At 66.2% G+C, this 19,814-nt stretch carries 14 protein-coding genes; 3 read left to right on the top strand and 11 right to left on the bottom strand.

All coding sequences use genetic code 11. The features are described from left to right. Nucleotides 1-58: 58 nt before the first annotated feature. From GQ651_RS05415 to GQ651_RS05430, 4 genes are read right to left on the bottom strand one after another with little or no spacing between them, the layout of a single operon-like run. Nucleotides 59-1,651 carry a GMC family oxidoreductase gene (locus GQ651_RS05415; RefSeq protein WP_160763162.1) on the bottom strand — a complete coding sequence of 531 codons (1,593 nt, stop codon included), beginning with the start codon at nt 1,649-1,651 and terminating at the stop codon, nt 59-61. Between the two features lie 42 nt (nt 1,652-1,693). Beyond that, nucleotides 1,694-4,138: a GcvT family protein gene (locus tag GQ651_RS05420; RefSeq protein ID WP_160763163.1), complete on the bottom strand. Its 2,445-nt coding sequence runs from the start codon at nt 4,136-4,138 to the stop codon at nt 1,694-1,696. After that, on the bottom strand, nt 4,135-6,582 hold the full coding sequence (locus tag GQ651_RS05425) for a GcvT family protein (protein ID WP_160763164.1): 2,448 nt from the start codon (nt 6,580-6,582) through the stop codon (nt 4,135-4,137). The genes GQ651_RS05420 and GQ651_RS05425 overlap by 4 nt, the downstream gene beginning before the upstream one ends. Nucleotides 6,583-6,627: 45 nt before the next feature. Beyond that, nucleotides 6,628-8,007, bottom strand: a complete 1,380-nt coding sequence (locus tag GQ651_RS05430) for an aminotransferase family protein (RefSeq protein WP_160763165.1) — start codon at nt 8,005-8,007, stop codon at nt 6,628-6,630. Nucleotides 8,008-8,163: 156 nt separating this feature from the next. On the opposite strand from GQ651_RS05430, the gene pdxR reads away from it, so the two are divergent. Both pdxR and xsc read left to right on the top strand, forming a co-directional pair. Further along, nucleotides 8,164-9,630, top strand: coding sequence for a MocR-like pyridoxine biosynthesis transcription factor PdxR (gene pdxR / locus GQ651_RS05435; protein WP_160763166.1), 1,467 nt, complete (start codon nt 8,164-8,166; stop codon nt 9,628-9,630). A 100-nt stretch (nt 9,631-9,730) separates the two neighbouring features. Further along, on the top strand, nt 9,731-11,503 hold the full coding sequence (gene xsc, locus GQ651_RS05440) for a sulfoacetaldehyde acetyltransferase (RefSeq protein ID WP_160763167.1): 1,773 nt from the start codon (nt 9,731-9,733) through the stop codon (nt 11,501-11,503). Here xsc and GQ651_RS05445 read toward each other — a convergent pair. Then, on the bottom strand, nt 11,500-12,357 hold the full coding sequence (locus GQ651_RS05445) for a phosphate acyltransferase (RefSeq protein WP_160763168.1): 858 nt from the start codon (nt 12,355-12,357) through the stop codon (nt 11,500-11,502). The genes xsc and GQ651_RS05445 overlap by 4 nt on opposite strands. A 20-nt stretch (nt 12,358-12,377) precedes the next feature. Between GQ651_RS05445 and GQ651_RS05450 the strand changes: the two genes are divergently transcribed. Beyond that, nucleotides 12,378-13,511 carry a citrate/2-methylcitrate synthase gene (locus GQ651_RS05450; RefSeq protein WP_160763169.1) on the top strand — a complete coding sequence of 378 codons (1,134 nt, stop codon included), beginning with the start codon at nt 12,378-12,380 and terminating at the stop codon, nt 13,509-13,511. Here GQ651_RS05450 and GQ651_RS05455 read toward each other — a convergent pair. From GQ651_RS05455 to GQ651_RS05480, 6 genes are all read right to left on the bottom strand, one after another. Continuing rightward, on the bottom strand, nt 13,499-15,061 hold the full coding sequence (locus tag GQ651_RS05455; protein WP_319637329.1) for a trimethylamine methyltransferase family protein: 1,563 nt from the start codon (nt 15,059-15,061) through the stop codon (nt 13,499-13,501). The two genes, GQ651_RS05450 and GQ651_RS05455, sit on opposite strands and share 13 nt — an antisense overlap. Nucleotides 15,062-15,182: 121 nt before the next feature. Beyond that, nucleotides 15,183-15,923 carry an SDR family NAD(P)-dependent oxidoreductase gene (locus GQ651_RS05460; RefSeq protein WP_160763171.1) on the bottom strand — a complete coding sequence of 247 codons (741 nt, stop codon included), beginning with the start codon at nt 15,921-15,923 and terminating at the stop codon, nt 15,183-15,185. A gap of 84 nt (nt 15,924-16,007) precedes the next feature. Next, complete coding sequence (locus GQ651_RS05465) at nt 16,008-17,282, bottom strand: NAD(P)/FAD-dependent oxidoreductase (RefSeq protein ID WP_160763172.1); 1,275 nt, start codon at nt 17,280-17,282, stop codon at nt 16,008-16,010. 16 nt (nt 17,283-17,298) lie between these two features. Continuing rightward, nucleotides 17,299-18,000 (bottom strand): fumarylacetoacetate hydrolase family protein, encoded by a 702-nt coding sequence (locus GQ651_RS05470; protein ID WP_160763173.1) that lies wholly within the window; start codon nt 17,998-18,000, stop codon nt 17,299-17,301. An 89-nt stretch (nt 18,001-18,089) separates the two neighbouring features. Further along, nucleotides 18,090-19,145, bottom strand: a complete 1,056-nt coding sequence (locus GQ651_RS05475; protein ID WP_160763174.1) for a 4-oxalomesaconate tautomerase — start codon at nt 19,143-19,145, stop codon at nt 18,090-18,092. Further along, on the bottom strand, nt 19,138-19,812 hold the full coding sequence (locus tag GQ651_RS05480; RefSeq protein ID WP_160763175.1) for a 4-carboxy-4-hydroxy-2-oxoadipate aldolase/oxaloacetate decarboxylase: 675 nt from the start codon (nt 19,810-19,812) through the stop codon (nt 19,138-19,140). Before GQ651_RS05480 ends, GQ651_RS05475 begins: the two co-directional genes overlap by 8 nt. Nucleotides 19,813-19,814 lie beyond the last annotated feature (2 nt).

Here is a 19,814-nt window from a genome sequence, read left to right on the forward strand (position 1 = left end):
CCTGCCTTGCCCTGCCTGCCCTGACCTTAGCGCGCCCGCACGCCAGCACCAGCCCGCGTTAACGTGCGTCCTTCAGGATCATGTCCGACGCCTTTTCGGCGATCATGATCGTCGGGGAATTGGTGTTGCCGGACGTGATGCGCGGCATGACCGAAGCATCGACGACGCGCAGCCCATCCACCCCCCTGAGCCGAAGCCGTCCGTCAAGCGGGGCGCCGTCATCCGTGCCCATCCGCACCGTGCCGACCGGATGGAAGATCGTCGTTCCCACCCGCCCTGCCGCTTCGGCCAGGGCCTCGTCGCTGTCATCATCCGTGCCGGGCATGAACTCTTCGGGCTGGAACTTCGCCATCGGCGCTGCCGCCATGATCCGCCGGGTCAGCCGGATGGCGCGCGCGGCGACCGCCTTGTCGCGCTCGGCGCTGAGGTAATTTGGGGCGATTTCGGGTGCATCGCTCAGGTGTGGAGATGTCAGACGCACTTCGCCCCGGCTGTCGGGGCGCAGGTTGCAGACACTGGCGGTCATCGCATCGAACGGATGAAGCGGCTCTCCGAAGGCGCCGAGGCTGAGAGGCTGAACGTGGTACTGGAGATCCGCCGTCACCACATCCGGCCCCGACCGGGCAAAGGCACCAAGCTGCGAGGGCGCCATGGACATCGGCCCCTTGCGCCGGAGCGCGTAATCGAAGGCGATCCGCGCCTTGCCCGCGACGCTGGCCGACAGCGTGTTCAGCGTCCGCGTCCCGCGCACCTTGTAGGCGCAGCGGAGTTGCAGGTGATCCTGAAGGTTCCGCCCCACTCCGGGGATGTCCCGGATCACGTCGACACCATGTGCGGAAAGCAAATCGCCCGGCCCCAGACCCGAGACTTGAAGCAGATGAGGCGAGCCGACGGCCCCGGCCGCCAGAATGACCTCACCCGCCGCGCGCGCCGTCACGGTCTGGCCGCCCCGCCGGTAGCGCACGCCCACGGCACGCCCGTTCTCGATCAGGACACGCTCGACCTCGGCATGGGTCTCGATCTTCAGCCCTGCAAAGTGCCGCGCCGGGCGCAGGAAGGCTTTCGAGGTGTTCCAGCGGATTCCGCTCCGCTGGTTGACCTGGAAGTAGCTGACGCCCTCGTTATCGCCCCGGTTGAAGTCGTCGACCCGCGGGATTCCGGTGGCTGCGGCCGCCTCGGCCCATGCCTCCAGCACCTCCCAGCGGAGCGAGGGCTTCTCGACCCGCCACTCGCCGCCAGCGCCGTGCATGTCGTCGGCACCGTCCGCATGATCTTCCGAGCGGATGAAATACGGCAACACGTCGTCCCAGCCCCAGCCGGTCAGGCCCGATTGCCGCCAGCCGTCATAATCCGCCGCCTGCCCGCGCATGTAGATCATGCCATTGATCGAGCTGCAGCCGCCGAGGACCCGGCCGCGCGGATAGCGGATGCGACGCCCGCCAAGGCCGGCCTCCTCGACGGTGGAGAAGCACCAGTCGGTGCGCGGATTGCCGATGCAATAGAGATAGCCGACCGGCACATGGATCCACGGGTAAGTGTCCTTGCCCCCTGCCTCCAGAAGAAGGACGCGGCGTCCGGCCCCGCTCAACCGGTTGGCAAGAACCGCGCCGGCGCTGCCCGCGCCCACGACGATGAAATCCCAGTCGGCCATCGCTCCCCCTTGTCCACATCCGGCACGGCGCGGACGCCCCGGTCAAGCCCTCATGCGCGCATGCGTCGGGTCATAGAGCGGCGTCAGGCTCGGCTCGGCCCGGACGAGACGGCCGCCGATGTCGATCTCGTAGCGCGCCGTCAGAAGGTCGGCATCGCTTTCACCGGCGGAGGGAACGTAGCCCATCGCGATCGCGCCGCCGAGCGTGTGGCCGTAATTGCCCGATGTCACAACCGAGACCACCTTGCCATCCTTCAGGATCGCCTCGTTGTGAAAGACCATCGCATCCGGCTCAGTCAGGCGGAACTGCAGTAACCGACGCGACAGACCTGCCTCGGCCTTTCGGAGGACCGCGTCGCGTCCGATGAAGTCGCCTTTGCCGGTCTTCACCGCAAAGCCGAGACCGGCCTCCAGCACATGGTCCTCGTCGGTGATGTCATGCCCGAAATGGCGGAACGCCTTTTCGATGCGGCAACTATCCATCGCGTGAAGCCCGCAGAGCGTCAGCCCGACCGCGTCACCCGCTTCCAACAGAGTCTCGAAGACATGCGCCGCCTGATCGACCGAGACATAGAGCTCCCAGCCAAGCTCGCCCACATAGCTGACACGATGCGCGCGGGCGAGACCCATTCCCACCTCGATTTCCCGCGCCATGCCAAAGGGATGCGCGGCGTTCGTAACGTCGTCCGGGCTCACGCGGGCCATCAGGTCGCGCGCCTTGGGTCCCATCACCGAAAAGACGGCCTCCTGCGCCGTGACATCGGTGATGACGGCGAATTCGTCGCCCACATGCCGCCTGAGCCATGCCATGTCCCGCACCACTGTTGCTGCTGGAACGACCAGCAGAAACGCAGTCTCGGAGAGGCGCGTGACCGTCAGATCGCACTCGATCCCACCCCGGTCGTTCAGCATCTGGGTATAGACGATCCGGCCCGGTGCCACGTCCACGTCATTGCCTGAGACCCGTTGCAGGAAGCGGCAGGCGTCGCGGCCCTCGACCCGGATTTTGCCGAAGGACGACATGTCCAGGAGGCCGACGCCCTCGCGGAGCGCATGATGCTCGGTCTTCTGATTGGCGAACCAGTTCTGCCCGGCCCAGTCATAGCGGTATTCCCGCGCCTGCCTCTCGGTCGCGAACCAGTTCGCGCGCTCCCATCCTGCGGTCTCGCCGAAGACCGCATCACGCTCGGTCAGATGGGCATGAACCGGGCTTCGCCGGACACCGCGCGCCGTTACCGGCTGCCGGTAGGGATAATGGTCGGCATAGAGAAGCCCCAGCGTCTCGGTCACACGGTCTTTCAGATAGCGGCGGTTTCGCTGGAAGGGCTGCGCGCGGCGGATATCCACGTCCCAGAGATCGAAGGGCGGCTCGCCCCCGTCGATCCACTCGGCCAGCGCCATACCCGCCCCGCCTGACGAGACGATCCCGATGGAGTTATACCCCGCCGCGACCCAGTACCCCCGCAGCTCCGGTGCCTCGCCAAGATAATAGCGGTCATCGGGGGTGAAACTTTCGGGACCGTTGAAGAATGTGTGGATGCCCGCCGTCTGGAACATGGGCATCCGGTGCATGGCTTGCTCTAGAATCGGTTCGAAATGCTCGAAGTCTTCCGGCAGGCTGTCGAATTCGAAATCCTCGGGGATGCCGCCCATGCCCCACGGTTTGGCGCGCGGCTCGAAGGCGCCGAGAAGCATCTTGCCGGCGTCCTCCTTGTAATAGCTGCACTCGTCGGGCACGCGGAGGCTGGGAACGGTGCCAAGACCCTCGATCGGCTCGGTCACGAGGTAGAAATGCTCGCAGGCGTGCAAGGGCAGCGTGACCCCCGATTGCGCGGCAAGGTCCCGGCCCCACATGCCGCCGCAGTTGATGACAACGTCGGTCTTGATCGTCCCGGTCTCGCCTTCAGCGGACCATGTCACACCGGTCACGCAGGCACCGTCATCAGTCACACGTTCGACCTTGACCCCCTCAAGGATCGTCGCGCCCCGCATCCGCGCGCCCTTGGCCAGCGCCATGGCGATGTTCGCCGGGTCGCATTGGCCATCGCCCGGCAAATGGACCGCGCCCACCACGTCATCGGTCGTCAGCCACGAGTAGAGCGCCTTGACCTCGTCCGGCGTGATCAGGTTCGCCTCGACGTCAAAGACCTTGGCGAGCGTGGCCTGGCGGCGCAGCTCTTCCCACCGGTGGTCGGTCAGCGCGACCGAGATCGAGCCGTTGAGCCTCAGCCCCGTGGCCACCCCGGTTTCCTCTTCCAGTGTCGCGTAGAGGTTCCGCGAATACTTGGCGAGGCGGGTCAGATTCTGACTGGGTCTGAGCTGACCAATCAGACCGGCGGCGTGCCACGTGGTGCCGCTGGTCAGGCGTTTCCGCTCGAGGAGGACGACGTCCGTCCAGCCGAGCTTGGCAAGATGATAGGCAACCGAGCAGCCCGAAACGCCGCCCCCGATGATCACCGCGCGGGCATGCTCGGGCGGACGTTTCATGCGCGAAGCCTTTCGTTATCGGCATCCCAGAATGGCATTTCGGCGACGCGGGCGGCGCGCATCTCGCCGAAGATATCGACCTCTACTTCGGTGCCGGGGGCCGCCAAATCGGCACGGATCATGCCGATGGCGAGCGAGGCGCCGACGCGGTATCCCCACGCCCCGCTCGTCGTCTCGCCCACCAGATCGCCGTCCTTCCAGATCAGCGCCATATAGGGCGCGTCCGCCGATCCTGCGTCGATGACAAGTCCCACAGCGCGCTTGGCCGGGCCTGCCGATGCCTCCTTGGCGAGAGCCTCTCGCCCCGGAAAGCCCGCGGATTTGTCGAAATCTATGAACCGCTCCAGCCCCGCCTCGACCAGCGAGTAGTCGGTGGACAGATCGCCCTTCCACGCGCGATAGCCCTTCTCGATCCGAAGCGCGTCGAGCGCGAACATGCCGAAGGGTTTGGCCCCCGCCGCCGTCACTGCGTCCCAGATGGCGGGCGCGTCCTCGGGACGGCAATGGATTTCCCAGCCGAGTTCACCGGCGAAGGACACCCGCGCCAGAGTGCAATCGCGCCCCGCGACGGTCCCCTCGGTCGAGAAGGTGAGCCATGGCGTGGAAAGGTCATGCCCCGCGACCAGCGACGCGAGCACGTCGCGCGCCCTGGGACCGGTGACCAGCACGCACTCCCACTCGTCGGAATGGTCGGTGACGGTGATGTCCTCGGGCAAGTCCTTGAGCAACACGTCCCGGTCATGCCACTGGGCCACCGCCGCCGTGATGAGGGTCAGTTCCTCATCCGAATGGGGAAAGACCGACATCTCGGTCAGGATGCGGCCCCGCGCGTCGGGGAAATAGGCCAGCCCCACGCGCCCTGGCCGTGGCAGCCGCGACGCGGTCAGCCGGTCCACATGCGCCCGCGCCCCCGCCCCCGACACCTTGAGCCGCGTAAAGCCCGAAATCGCGATCAGGCCGCAGCCGTCCCGTACTGCCTCGCATTCGGCGCGGACCGCGCCCTCCCACGGGCCGGCACGGTCCCAGGTCAGGCTCGCCTCCTCGGATGTGTCGTCGCCCGGCCGCGCGAACCACGCCGCCCGCTCCCAGCCGTTATAGGGCGCAAAGACGGCGCCCGCGTCCTTCAGCCGGGAATGAAGCGTCGAGAGCTTGCGGTCACGGCCTGCCGGCCAGATGTGATGCGGGAAATGGATGGCGTATTCGTGGCCATAGATCTCCATCCCCTTCTCCATCGCGTAGGCCTCGTCCGCGAAGCCGGTGAAGCGGCGCGGATCGCAGGACCACATGTCCCATTCGGTCTGCCCCTCGGTCACCCATTCGGCCAGCACCTTGCCCGCGCCGCCGCCCTGCGCGATGCCGAAGGTGAATACGCAGGCCTCAAAGGCGTTTGGCACCCCCGGCATCGGACCGATCAGGGGGTTGCCGTCGGGCATGTAGGGGATGGGGCCGTTGATGACCTTGGACAGTCCCGCCTCGGCCAGAAGCGGCACGCGGGCCATGGCGTCCTCGATATGCCACTCCAGCCGCTCCAAATCGTCGGGGTAGAGCTGGAAGCTGAAATCCTCGGGCATCGGGTCGCTGCTGCCGGTCCAGTGTGCCCGGCAATTCCGCTCGTAGGGCCCAAGGTTGAACCCGAATTTTTCCTGCCGGAGGTAGTATGAACTGTCGACGTCGCGCAGAAGCGGCAGCTTGTGACCCACCTCTTCCGACCATGCCTTCACCTCGGGCACTTCCTCGAACAGCAGGTACTGGTGGCTCATCACGTTCATCGGGATCAGCCGTCCACCGAAGGGCAGGAACATCTCGCTGACACGCCTTGCATAGTAGCCTGCCGCATTGACCACGTATTCGGCTCGCACCTCGCCTTTGGGCGTCTCGACCACCCACTCGCCGCCCTCGCGACGGATGCCGGTGACGGGGCAGAACCGCTCGATCCGCTGGCCAAGATCCCGCGCGCCCTTTGCCAGCGCCTGAGTCAGTTGCGCCGGGTCGATATCACCGTCGTTCGGATCGTATAGAGCGCCTTTCAGATCATGGGTTTCCACGAAGGGATACCGCTCGGGCAGATCGCCGGGGGCGAGGATTTCAAGGTCCATCCCTTGCGCCAGGCCCATGCCGCGCGCGCGCTCGAATTCCTGCATCCTCTCGCGCGTATGCGCCAGCCGGACCGAGCCGGTGACATGGTAGTTCATCGGGTAGTCCACCGCCGCCGCCAGACCACGATAAAGCTCGGTCGAGTAGCGCTGCATGTTCATGATCGACCACGACGCCGAGAAGGTCGGGACATTCCCGGCTGCGTGCCATGTCGATCCGGCGGTAAGTTCGTTCCGTTCGAGCAGAAGGCAGTCGCGCCACCCCGCCTTGCCGAGGTGGAAAAGGCAGGACGCGCCCACGGCGCCTCCCCCGATGATCACCACGCACGCGGTGCTGGGAATTGCGCTCACCCCTGCCCTCCTTTGCCTTCACCCGCCCGAGGCGGCGGGTCTTCTTCAGCCGAACACGGATGTCAGCGCCCGGTCAATCGCGTCCGTCAGTGCGTCGATGTCGTCGGGTCCGGCGATCAGCGCGGGCGACAGGCAGAGCGTATTGTTGAAACCGGGGATAGAACGGTTCGTCGCCCCGATGATCACGCCTTCGGCCATGCAATGTGCCACGACGGCTTGCACCATCTTCTCGGGCGCCGGCTCCTTGCTCGCGCGGTCGGTGACCAGTTCTGCCCCGCAGAACAGCCCCTTGCCCCGCACGTCGCCCACGACGCGGTGCTTTTCCTTGAGCGCGTGAAGGTTCCCCATCAGCCGCTCGCCCATCCTGAGAGTGTTCTCGAGAAGGCCCTCTTCTTCGATAATGGCCATGTTCTCGATCGCCGCCGCCGGACCGGCGGTGCAGCCGCCAAAGGTCGAGATATCTCGGAAATAGTCCAGCGGATCGTTCGGGTCCAACTTGAACATCTCGAAGACCTTCTCAGTCGTGACCATGCAGGCAATGGCCGCATAGCCAGAGGCGACGCCCTTGGCCATGGTCACGAAATCCGGCTGAACCCCGTAATTCTGATAACCGAACCACGTGCCCGTACGCCCGATCCCGCAGACAACCTCGTCGATATGGAGCAGGATGTCGTATTTCCGGCAAATCTCCTGCACGCGGGGCCAGTAGCCCTCGGGCGGGGTGATGACGCCGCCGCCCGCCGTGATCGGCTCGAGGCAGAGCGCACCCACCGTGTCGGGACCCTCGCGCAGGATCACCTCTTCGATCTGGTCGGCGGCCCATTCGCCGTAATTCTCGGTCTCGACCTGCGCGCGATACTCAAGGCAATGCGGCACCTCGACAAAACCCGGCGCGAAGGGGCCGTATTGCGCGTTCCGCTCGTACTGACCGCCCGCAGACATCGTGGCGAGCGTCGAGCCATGATAATCCCGCGCACGGTAGAGGATCTTGTGCTTCTGCCCGCCATAGCGCTTGTGCGCGATCTGGCGGACCATCTTGAAGGCCTTCTCATTCGCTTCGGAGCCCGAGTTCACGTAGTAGACCCGGCTCATCCCGGGCATCTTGGCAATCAGCTTTTCGGCAAAGCGCGAGCCGGGGATCGAGCCTGCGGACTGCGCGAAATAGTTCATCTGCAGGAGCTGGTCGCGGACCGCATTCGCGATCCGCTCGCGGCCATAGCCCACGTTCACGGTCCAAACACCACCCGAAACGCCGTCCAGATGCTCTTTCCCCTTCTGATCCCAGACACGCATCCCCTTACCCTCGACGATGATCCGGGGGTCGGTCGTCTCATAGGGCTTGTGCTGCGACAGGTGATGCCAGAGATGGGCGCGGTCGGCTTCGACCACATCGGTCAGATCATTGGGCGTCAGTTGCGTATTCATGAGGCGCGGATCCCTTGCCTGAGTGGGCCTTGTGGGCATGGTTCAGAATTGCCCGTTAACCACGTGGCGCAATAGGGCCAGACAGGCGGCAACGATAGTGCCAGAAACGGCGTTTCCCTCTGGCATTTCGCCACCGGGAGGCGCAGGATCGCCGTTATGGCAATCAACGCGGAAACCTTCTTTCTCGACGACCGGGCGGGCGGCACGCTCCAGCACCGGATCAAGCGCTTTGTGGTGGACGGCGTCCTTTCGGGACGCTTCCAGCCCGGCGAACGGATGCCGTCGAGCCGCGCGCTGGCCAATCGGCTGGGCGTCAGCCGGATCACGGTGACGCTGGCCTATACCGACCTCGTGGCGGACGACTATCTCACTTCGCGCGGACGGTCGGGATATTTCGTGTCGGACACGGCGCCCGCGGCGCCAAGTTTCCCGATGGAAGATCTGCGGGACACGACAGAGATCGACTGGTCGCGGTTTCTGGCCCATCGGCCCGAACCACCGGACGCCGTGACCCGGCCAAGCGACTGGCAAAGCTACCCCTTCCCCTTCATCTACGGCCAGGCTGACCCAACGCTCTTCGACAGTCAGAACTGGCGGCTTTGTGCGCTTCAGGCGCTTGGGCAAAAGGATTTCGACGCGCTGACCTCGGACCAGTACGAGAGGGACGATCCGCTTCTGGTCGACTTCATCCGCCGCCACATCCTGCCCCGTCGCGGCATCAAGGCGGCACCAGAGGAAATCCTGATCACCATGGGCGCGCAGAACGCGCTCTGGCTTGCCGCGCAGCTTCTTCTTACGCAGCGCAGGACGGCGGTGGTGGAAAATCCGGGCTATCCGGGCCTTCGCGATATTCTCGCCCAGACGCGGTGCCACACGGCTCACGTGGATGTGGACGCCGAAGGTCTGAACCCCGACCGCCTGCCCGAGACGCTCGATGTCCTTTTCGCGACGGTCAGCCACCAATGCCCCACCAACGCCACCATGCCGGTCGAGCGCCGCAGGGCGCTGCTGGAGCGGGCCGCGCGCGACGGGTTCTTGATCGTGGAGGATGACTACGAATTCGAGCTCACCTTCGAGCGGTCGCCCTCTCCCTCGCTCAAGTCGATGGACGATGCAGGCGCGGTGATCCACGTGGGATCCTTCTCGAAATCGCTTTTCCCGGGCCTGAGGCTCGGCTACCTCGTCGCCGCCCGGCCTTTCGTTGCAGAAGCCCGCAGGCTGAGGGGCACGGTCCTGCGACATCCGCCGGGCTTGGTGCAGAGAACGGCGGCGAACTTTCTGTCGCTCGGGCATTATGACGCCCAGATCAACCGGATGCGGGGCGCGTTTCAGCGGCGGCGGAAGCTGATGCAGACCGCCATCGCAGAACATGGCCTGATGCCGGCGGGCGACATGACGAGCGGCGGCTCGTGTTTCTGGATGTGCGCACCAGACCACGTGGACACCGCCGACCTCGCCCGCCGCCTTTATGCGCGGGGCGTGGTGATCGAGCCGGGCGCGGCGTTTTTTCAGGATCCCGCGCAAGGGCGTCCCTTCTACCGGCTGGCCTATTCCTCGATCGCCTCGGCGCGTATTCCGAAGGGGATCGAGATCATCGCCGACACGATCCGGCAACTGGACTGATCAGGCCCGGCCTACTGGCCCTATGACTGCCCCTCGGCGGGACGATAATGGGCGTCAGCGGAAATTCCGGCGCGTGCGCGCCAAGACAGGACATGCACTCATGAAAATGACAACCGAAGAAGCCTTTGTGAAGGTTCTCCAGCGTCACGGCATCACCGATGCCTTCGGGATCATCGGCTCGGCCTTCATGCCGATTTCGGACCTGTTCCCCAAGGCGGGCATCATGTTCTGGGACTGCGCGCATGAGGGCTCGGGCGGGATGATGGCCGATGGCTACACTCGCGCATCTGGCAAGATGTCGATGATGATCGCGCAGAACGGCCCCGGCATCACCAATTTCGTGACTGCCGTGAAGACCGCCTACTGGAACCACACGCCACTTCTGCTGGTGACGCCGCAGGCGGCCAACAAGACCATCGGCCAGGGCGGTTTTCAGGAAGTCGAGCAGATGAAGCTGTTCGAGGACATGGTCGCCTATCAGGAAGAGGTCCGTGACCCGTCGCGCGTGGCCGAGGTTCTGAACCGCGTGATTCTGAAGGCCAAGCGCGCCAGCGCCCCGGTGCAGATCAACATGCCGCGCGATTTCTGGACGCAGGTGATCGACATAGACCTGCCGGCGGTCGTCGAATTCGAGCGCCCCTCGGGCGGCGAGGCGGCGATCACGGCGGCGGCCGAGCTTCTGTCCTCGGCCCGCTTCCCGGTGATCCTGAACGGCGCGGGCGTGGTCCTTGCCGGGGCGATCCCCGCCTCTGCCGCGCTGGCCGAGCGGCTGGATGCGCCGGTCTGCTGCGGCTACCAGCACAATGACGCCTTCCCCGGCTCACATCCGCTGTTCGCCGGACCCTTGGGATATAACGGCTCGAAAGCGGGCATGGAACTGATCGCCAAGGCCGATGTAGTGCTGGCTCTCGGCACGCGGCTGAACCCGTTTTCGACGCTGCCGGGCTATGGCATCGACTACTGGCCCAAGGACGCCAAGATCATTCAGGTCGACCTGAACCCCGACCGGATCGGCCTGACCAAGCCGGTGAGCGTCGGCATCGTGGGCGACGCCAAGGACGTGGCGACCCGCATCCTCGACAAGCTCTCCGACACGGCGGGCGACGTCGACCGGGACGAGCGCCGCGCCACCATCGCCCAGACCAAGAGCCGTTGGGCGCAGGAACTGTCCTCGATGGATCACGAGGACGACGATCCCGGCACCTCGTGGAACGAGCGCGCCCGCGCCGCAAAGCCCGAGTGGATGAGCCCCCGCATGGCGTGGCGCGCGATCCAGCAGGCGCTGCCGAAAGAGGCGATCATCTCGTCCGATATCGGCAACAACTGCGCCATCGGCAACGCCTATCCCACATTCGAAGCGGGTCGTAAGTATCTGGCACCCGGCCTTTTTGGCCCTTGCGGCTATGGCCTGCCTGCGATCATCGGCGCCAAGATCGCCTGCCCCGATACACCTGTCGTGGGCTTCGCGGGCGATGGTGCTTTCGGCATCGCGGTGACCGAACTGACCGCCATCGGACGCAAGGAATGGCCCGCCATCACCATGATCGTCTTCCGCAACTACCAGTGGGGCGCGGAAAAGCGGAACTCGACGCTCTGGTATTCGGACAATTTCGTCGGCACCGAACTGGACGAGGGCGTGAGCTATGCCGCCATCGCCAGCGCCTGCGGCCTGAAAGGTGTGCAGGCCCGCACGATGGACGACCTGACCGACGCTCTGGATCAGGCACTCAAGGATCAGGCGGCGGGCAAGACCACGCTGATCGAAGCGCTGATCAATCAGGAACTGGGCGAGCCTTTCCGCCGCGACGCGATGAAGGCACCCGTGGCCGTCGCGGGCATCGACCCCGCCGACATGCGCTCGCAAGAGGTCTAGTCGGGGCGCATCGCAAGCGTGATCGCGGTGGCGGCGACGATATCCTCGGCCGTCGCCCCGCGCGAGAGATCGCAGACGGGTTTGCGGAACCCTTGCAGGAAGGGTCCGAGCGCCTGCGCGCCCGCCAGCTGCTGGCAGAGCTTGTAGGCGATGTTGCCGGCATCGAGATTGGGAAAGATCAGGACATTGGCGTCACCCGACCGGATACCCTTGCGGCCAGCGATCGCGGCGTTCAGCGCCGCGTCGGCCTGTACCGGACCGGGAAAACCGCTCAGCCGCGCCGCCTCGGCGACGAGGTCGACCGACGGCCCGGTGCCAGAGGTGCCGGTGGAATACGACAGAAGCGCCACCTCGGCCCGGCCGAGAAGCGCCTCTGCCGAGCGTGCCGACGCGCGGGCGATGTCGGCCAGGTGGGGGGCATCCGGGGCGACCATGACGGCGCAATCGGAAAAGATCAGCTCGCGCCCGTCCGGGAACCGCATCAGAAAGAAGGACGATGGCGCGCGCACGTCATCGGCCTGCCCGATGGCAAGCGAAGCGGCCTCGATAACCCGCCGCGTGGGCGTGTCGATCCCGGCGACCATCGCATCCGCTTCGCCCGCAGCCACCATCGCAGCCGCCCGGATCATAGGTCTGGCCAGCATGCGCCGGGCCAGCGCCTCTTTCGCGCCGCGCATCTCGATAAGCGCCAGAAGCTGTTCGTCGGAGGGCTCGGAAACCGGGACCGGCTCGCAAATCCCGCCCTTTTTCAGGGTGTTGCGGGCGGTTTTTACAGTGGGCTCGTCCCATTCCGGGAAGACGACGCGGGCGGGCCGGGACCGGGCGCGCTCGAAGGCAAGATCAAGAACAGACATGAACCGAAGGGGGGCCTCAGATGAGTGAAGGCGTCAAGATCAATCGTGGCCTGAAAGGCGTTTATTTCGAGCGCTCAGGCGTGAGCGACATCGACGGGGCGGCAGGAGAACTCAGCTATCGCGGGTATTCGATCCACGATTTGGCAACTAAGTCGACCTTCGAAGAGGTGTCCTATCTGCTCATCCATGGCGAGTTGCCGACCGCCGACCAGCTTGCCGCCTTCGACCGTGACCTCCGCGCCGCACGCGACCTGCCCGGCGGGGTTTTCGACGTGATCCGTGCGACGGCGGACGGGCATCCGATGGATGTTCTCCGCACCGCTGTCTCGGCGCTGGCCGCGCTCGACCCGCGCGCCAAGGCCACCAGCCGCGAGGCGTTTCTGGAGAACGGCACGCGGCTGATCGCGCAGCTTCCTGTGCTCGTCGCCGCGCATCACGCGATCCGCTCGGGCCGTGACCCGGTGGCGCCCGATCCGTCGCTCGGCCATGCGGCCAACTGGCTCTGGATGCTGAAGGGCGAGAAACCCTCCGATCACGCCACACGTCTGGCTGATGTGGACCTGATCCTGCATGCCGAGCACGGCGCCAATGCCTCGAGCTTCGCCGCCCGCGTGACCGTGGGAACCGAGGCCGATCTCCATGGCGCGGTGGTTACGGCGCTGTCCACGCTGGCAGGCCCGGCCCATGGTGGTGCGGCCGAGGACGTGATGAAGATGGTTCACGAGATAGGACACCCCGAGAACGCCGCCGCCTACGTTAAGGCCAAGCGCGCGGCGCGCGAGGCCGTCACCGGCTTTGGGCATCGGGTTTACCGCGCCGAAGATCCGCGAGCGCGGCACATGCGCGACGGGGTCGAGGCGCTAGGCCGCGAGATGGGTCAGCCCGAGTGGTTCGAGATCCTGCAGGCCGTGGTCGAGGCGATGAAACCCTATTCCCGGCACGGGCTGAATGTGAATGTCGATTTCTATTCCGGCGTCGTCTACCAGCTTCACGGCATCCCGATGGACCTTTACGTTCCGATCTTTGCCATCGGGCGCGCGCCGGGCTGGGTCATCCAATGCGTCGAGCAACTGGACCGGAACATCCTGATCCGGCCCCTGACGCTTTACGAAGGGCCGGAGCCCCGCGCCTATGTCCCGCTTCAGGACCGCTGAAGCCGGATCGGAAAGCGCTCTCTCAGCCGCTTGTCGGTGGCGGGGTCGATCAGGTGGCTTGCCTTGGCGAGGATGCTCTCCATCCGCTCTTTCGCGGTGGGCAGCAGGTGCGGCTTGCCCGCCTCGTCCCATTCCTTTGGGCTCATCCGGTTGCCGACGACGGGATAGACGTATTCCGACTGCATCAGCCTGAGCGTCTGCTCGGCGCCCAGGTAATGCCCCGGCCCGCCCAGGCAGACCTGCCGCATCGTGTCGAGCGACACGGCGTCCTCGGTCACGTCGATCCCCCTGATACAGCGCAGCACCTGCCCGATGATGTCGTCGCCCAGAACAAGGCTTTCGTGGCAGAAGCCAAGGAGCGAGGCGTGCATCCCCGCCGCCTCATAGACCATGTTGAGGCCCGATAGCCCCGCCAGCGTGTTCGTGATCGCCTGTTCCCAGCCCGCCTGCATGTCCGGGAGCTTGCTGTCGGTGATCCCCGCCGCTGCGCCCCCCGGCAGACCGTAGAAGTGGTGCATCTGTGCGCAGCCCGCCGTCAGCAGCGCCTGCTCGGCCGAGCCGCCGGACATCGCGCCGGTGCGAAGGTCCGACACGAAGGGCCATGTGCCGAAGACCGCCGGATGCCCTGGCGCGATGGCGTTGACATAGACGACACCGGCGAGGCACTCGGCCACCGCCTGAACGATCGCGGCCGCGATGGGCGCGGGCGCGGTCGCCCCGGCCTGCCCCGCCGACAGCAGCAAAACCGGCATCCCGGCGCGGATCGCCACCTCCATCGCCATGCAGCTTTCCGAGGCGAATTTCATCGGCGGCACGACGAAGCAGTTGGAGTTCGACACGAACGGCCGCGAGCGCCACGCGTCCTCGCCACCCGCGACCTCGTGGATCAGCGCCATGCAACCGGCGACATTCCCCGGCTCGGAAAAGGATGTGCCCACGTGCTTGCCTGTCCCGGCAAGCGCCGCGTAGAGCGTATTGATGTCCAACTCGTAGGGGTCGGCCACGTCGCGGCAGACCATGACACGCTGGAAGAAGTGGATATTGTCCAGATGTTCGACCAGCCGCGCGGCATCGTAGAGGTCCGCCACGGTGGACTCGCGGTATTGTCCGGTCTCGGGGTCGACCACGTGGACCGCCGCGCCCGCCGTTCCGAAATGCACCTTGTTGCCGAGAAGGTGGAGGTCATGGCGAGGGTCTCGCCCGCAGAGCGTAATGCCGCGCGCGGCGACCGCCAGCATGTCCTCGACCAGCGCACGCGGGAACCGGATACGACCGTCCGCGCCCTCGATCGCGCCCGCGCCGGTCAGAACCTCGACGCCCGAGGGCGGCGCATCCGCCAGTCCGATCTCTTCCAGCGCGTCGAGAGCAGCCGCGTGGATGCGCGCCACATCGGCCTCGGAAAGCGGCTTGTACTGCCCACCCGAGAGCCCTGCCCTGACCGGGCGGAGCGCCTCGTCAAGCGGTGCGGCCCTCAGCGCCACGCGCGCGGCACGCCCGCCGCTTCGGCGGCTCTTCTGGGGTGTTTCAACCGGCGGTCCCGGCTCAGTCACTGGCAAGCCCTCCCGCGCCTGGCCTTGACCAAGTCTTGAGCAAGCGGACATCTCTGTCTCGCCATTCGCGACAGGAACAGGTCGTTCCTGAACCTCGGCACGCCGGTTGCGGTGCCGGCTCTCAGGACATCACGTAGTTCAGCCCCAGCCGGCCACCGTCGGCATAGATCGTCTCACCCGTGATGTAGCTGGCCTTGTCCGAGCAAAGGAAAGCGACGACGTTTCCGATCTCTCGCGCCGTGCCGGGCCGGCCGAGCGGTGTCCGGGACATGGCCACGCGCATCGCTTCGGGGTTGGCGTTGATGCCTGCCATCATCTCGGTGTCGATGGAGCCCGGCCCCACGGCGTTCACACGGATATTATGCGGCGCCAATGCCAGCGCGGCGACCTTGGTCAGTTGCATGACACCGCCTTTGGACGCGCAATAGGCCGGGATCGCCGGGATCGCGACCTGCGCGTTGATCGAGGACATGTTCACGATCGCTCCTTCGATGCCCGCATCGACCATACCCTTTGCGGCACGCTGCATGGCGACGAAGACGCCCCTCAGGTTCACACCCAGAACCGTGTCGAAATCGTCCAGCCCGTAGGACAGAAAATCCCCCGGCATCGCGATACCGGCGTTGTTGACCAGTGCCGAGACCGGCCCGTGCTCGGCTTCGATCCGGTCGAACATGGCGAGAACCGCGGAAGGGTCGCCCATATCGCAGATCAGACCCACGCCGCCCAGTCGGGCTGCCGCCTCGTGGACGCTGTCCTTGATGTCGGCGAGGATGACCGTGTAGCCATCCTCGGCCAGCGCCTCGGCAGAGGCAAGGCCGATGCCCTGCGCCCCGCCGGTGATGAGTGCGAATTTGCTCATGCCTGATCCTTTCCTCTTCCCGTGTCCTGCCCCTGTCATCGACGATGCGACCGGCATCCGCAAGCGCATCGGTCGCAGCCCCAATCAGAGGGCCCGGATCGCCTGGTTGACGGCGAAGGCGGCGCTGTAGAGCGGGGCCATCACGCCGGCGCTACGGACAGGCCGCGGTGTGGTGAGAGGCAGAGGGAGGTCTTCGGGCGTCTCGCCCGCGGCAAGGCGCGCCAGCACGTCCCCCATCACGGTCCCGGTGGTGATGCCGCGCCCGTTATACCCAATGGCAGTGAACACGCCGTCGTCCAGACGGCAGAGGCGCGGCAGGTGATCGGGCGTCATGGCGATGCGCCCCGACCACGCCTCTTCGAACGCGACCGGTCCGAGATCGGGAAAGAGCCGGGAGAGCCGCCTCAAAGCCCAGCTCCGGGACAGACCGCGCTCTGCCGAACCGATAACGGCACCCATCGAGCCGATGACCAGCCGGTTGCCCGCTTCCTTCCGGAGGCTGAACATGATCCGGCCCGTGTCCCACAGCCCCTCGCCGCCTGGCAGTATGCGGTCGGCAATGTCGCCGAGGGGCCGGGTGGCAAGCTGAAAATAGCTGATCGGAGTGAACACCCGGTCGAGCCCCGGCCAAAGCGAACCGGTATAGGCGTTGGTTGCCAGCACCACGCGCCCAGCCCGAACCGCTCCGCGCCCGGTGGTCACACACCAGCCCGCCCCGTCCCGCGAGAGGGCCCGGACCGGCGTCTCGACCGAGATCACGGCTCCGGCCGCCCGCGCCGCGCGCGCCAGCCCGCGCGCATAGCCCATCGGATTGATCGTCCCCGCCCGGTCATCAAGGAGGCCACCGTGGAACGCCGTGCTTCCCGTCCTCTCGGCCACCTCATCGCGCGTGAGCAACCTTACCGGCGCGCCGAGCCGCGACCAGGCGTCGTGCCGCGCGGCGAGCCCCGCCATCGCGCGGGGGGCATGTGCGGCATGGATTGTCCCGTTACGCGTCGCCTCGCACCGGATCTGGTGCCGTTCGATCAGTGAGAACACACGTTCTGGCGCGTCGCCGAAAAGCCGGATGAACCTTGGCCCGTAGACGTCGCCAAGGCTGCGCCGGACGGCGTCGGGCGGGTGCCAGACGCCGGCATTGACCAGCCCCACGGCCCGGCCCGAGCCGCCCTGCCCGATCCGGCCCGCCTCGACCACATGGACCGACATGCCCCGCTCGGCGGCAAAAAGCGCCGTGGCGAGTCCGGTAAACCCGCCCCCCACGACGGCGAGGTCGGCCACGGCGTCTCCGTCGAGAGGCTGGCCCATGTCCCGCTCTTCGGCGGTCACGTCCCAGAGCGAGAGCGAAGGTCCGTTCGTCATGCCCTGCGCCGCGCTGTCAGACGACCACGACGTCCAGCGTACCGACGCCCTCGATCTGGCCGCTCAATCGGTCGCCCCGGCGGACCGGCCCGACCCCAGCCGGCGTCCCGGTCAGGATCACGTCACCGGGCGCAAGCGTGAAAAGCCCCGAGAGGATCGAGATCATCTCTTCGGTTTTCCAGATCATCTGGGCGAGATCGCCGTCCTGCCGCCGCGTGCCATTCACATCCAGAGTGATCGATCCGCTAAAGGGATGACCAACGTCGGTCGCCCGGACGAGCCTGGACGCAGGCGCCGACATCTCGAACGCCTTCCCGATTTCCCAGGGGCGGCCCATCTTCTTCATCTGGCCCTGCAGATCGCGCCGGGTCATATCGAGCGCGACACCGTAGCCGAAGACACAGTCGAGTGCAGCCTCGCGCGGAATGTCATCTCCGCCCCGACCAAGCGCGACCAGCAGTTCGATCTCGTGATGCACGTCCTGAGACGCTTTCGGATAGGGAAACTCGGTGGCATCGGGGACAAGGTTGTCGGGGTTCTTCTGGAAGAAGAAAGGCGGTTCCTTGTCCGGGTCATGCCCCATCTCGATGGCATGGTCGGCATAGTTTCGGCCGACGCAATAGACCCTCCGCACCGGAAAAAGCGCGTCGCTGCCTTGCACGCTGAGGGCCGTGACGGGGGCCGGATCGAAAACGAAACTGCGGGGATCGGTCGGCATTCGGGTAATCCTTCGGACTGAGGGGCGACGTGCCCCCTCTCTTTTCAGTGCCAGACGGGGCGTCCCGTCAAGGCGGAAAACGGAGCCGGTCAGGCCGGAAAGACGCGCCCGTCCATCAGTTTCCGGCAGGTGCGCAAAACCTCGGCACGGATCATGCGCTCGCCCTTCATCGTGGCGACGACGGTCAACTCGCCGGTCGGATGCTCGACCCGCATCTCCTTCACGTCACCCCCTGGCAGATGCGCCAGATCGTGACCGACCGCACCCGGCGTGGCGCAGGCCGTCGCGACGCTGACGGCACCGAGAACCCCGATGGCCTTGTGGCAGCGATGCGGAATGAACGTGCGGGTGGAAATGGTGCCGCCCTCCGCCGGTGCACTGACCATGGTGAGCTTTGGGACGGATTTCACCGTGACGTCGCCAAGGTTCATCATGGGACCCGCAGCACGCCGGATCGCCTCCAATCGCTGCCGGAGCGGTTCGTTGGCCTCAAGCTCTGCCGGGGTTTCTCGGCCCGACACACCCATATCCGCCGCATTCAGCACGACCACGGGCATCCCGTTGTCGATCAGCGTCACCGTGACCCCGTGGATTTCGTCCGCAACCTGTCCTGTCGGAAAGAGCGCGCCGCAGGTGGACCCCGCCGTGTCCCGGAACTCGACCGGCACTGGGGCGGCGGTGCCGGGAACCCCGTCGATCCGCGCGTCACCCGAATAGCGAACCTGCGCGCCCGGCGTGGCGACGCGCAGGACCGCCGTTTGCCCCGTGTTCTCCATGAAGACCGTCACGGGTGTTTCCCCGTCACGCGCCGGAACCAGCCCCCGCTCGATGGAAAAGGCGCCCACGGCGGCCAGCATGTTCCCGCAATTCTGGCCATCGCTGACCAGCGGCTGATCCACGAAGATCTGCAGGAACAGATAGTCCACGTCGACCCCGTCGCGCGACGAGGGTGCGACGACAGCCACTTTCGAGGTCAAAGGGTCCGCACCGCCCATCCCGTCGATCTGGCGAGGATCGGGCGAGCCCATGACGCCGAGGAGAGTGCGATCCCGCTCGGCGGGGTCGGACGGCAGATCGCCGGCCACAAAGAAACCGCCCTTCGACGTCCCGCCACGCATCCACATGACGGGGATGCCGTCACTCATATGTCAGACCCTTGTCGGCAAGCCGCCCGCGCATGTCGTAGATGTCGAGGCCCAGCTCCCCCGCCGCGAAGCGCGCGCGCTTGGCCTCTTCGGCGTCGAGCCGCTTTTGTGCCGCCGCCATGACGGCTTGGGCGTTCGCGCGCGGCACCACGCAGACCCCGTCGTCATCGGCCACGATCACGTCGCCCGCATTCACGAGCGCGCCCGCGCAGACCACCGGCACGTTGACCGAGCCGACCGTCTCCTTGACCGCCCCCTGTGCCGAAACGGCGGTGGACCAGACGGCAAACCCCATGGCGCGCAGGTCTCGGGTATCCCGCACGCCGCTGTCGAGAACCGCCGCGCGGCAGCCCCGCGCCATGGCGGAGGTGGCAAGGAGGTCTCCGAAATAGCCCATGTCACAGGGCGATGTGGGCGCGAGGACGAGGATATCGCCCTCTTGCAACTGCTCGATGGCGACATGGATCATCCAGTTATCGCCGGGCGGAGCCGAAATCGTGACCGCCGACCCGGCAATCCCGAAATCCTGCTGGATGGGGCGCATCTTCGACGACATCAGCCCCGTACGCCCCTGTGCCTCGTGGACCGTGGCCACGCCTGCCGCGCCAAGTCGCGCGATCAGATCGGGATCGGCCCGTTCGATGTTCTGGACTACGACACCGCCCATGG

It is taken from the genome of Kangsaoukella pontilimi (genome assembly GCF_009830125.1).
GTDB lineage: Bacteria > Pseudomonadota > Alphaproteobacteria > Rhodobacterales > Rhodobacteraceae > Kangsaoukella > Kangsaoukella pontilimi.

Excerpts from the sequence above, each read along its gene's own strand:
- GQ651_RS05470 (WP_160763173.1), bottom strand. The coding sequence starts at position 18,000 with ATGCCGACCGATCCCCGCAGTTTCGTTTTCGATCCGGCCCCCGTCACG.
- GQ651_RS05415 (WP_160763162.1), bottom strand. The coding sequence starts at position 1,651 with ATGGCCGACTGGGATTTCATCGTCGTGGGCGCGGGCAGCGCCGGCGCG.
- GQ651_RS05480 (WP_160763175.1), bottom strand. The coding sequence starts at position 19,812 with ATGGGCGGTGTCGTAGTCCAGAACATCGAACGGGCCGATCCCGATCTG.
- GQ651_RS05465 (WP_160763172.1), bottom strand. The coding sequence starts at position 17,282 with ATGACGAACGGACCTTCGCTCTCGCTCTGGGACGTGACCGCCGAAGAG.
- GQ651_RS05430 (WP_160763165.1), bottom strand. The coding sequence starts at position 8,007 with ATGAATACGCAACTGACGCCCAATGATCTGACCGATGTGGTCGAAGCC.
- GQ651_RS05450 (WP_160763169.1), top strand. The coding sequence starts at position 12,378 with ATGAGTGAAGGCGTCAAGATCAATCGTGGCCTGAAAGGCGTTTATTTC.
- GQ651_RS05475 (WP_160763174.1), bottom strand. The coding sequence starts at position 19,145 with ATGAGTGACGGCATCCCCGTCATGTGGATGCGTGGCGGGACGTCGAAG.
- xsc (WP_160763167.1), top strand. The coding sequence starts at position 9,731 with ATGAAAATGACAACCGAAGAAGCCTTTGTGAAGGTTCTCCAGCGTCAC.
- GQ651_RS05445 (WP_160763168.1), bottom strand. The coding sequence starts at position 12,357 with ATGTCTGTTCTTGATCTTGCCTTCGAGCGCGCCCGGTCCCGGCCCGCC.
- GQ651_RS05460 (WP_160763171.1), bottom strand. The coding sequence starts at position 15,923 with ATGAGCAAATTCGCACTCATCACCGGCGGGGCGCAGGGCATCGGCCTT.
- pdxR (WP_160763166.1), top strand. The coding sequence starts at position 8,164 with ATGGCAATCAACGCGGAAACCTTCTTTCTCGACGACCGGGCGGGCGGC.
- GQ651_RS05420 (WP_160763163.1), bottom strand. The coding sequence starts at position 4,138 with ATGAAACGTCCGCCCGAGCATGCCCGCGCGGTGATCATCGGGGGCGGC.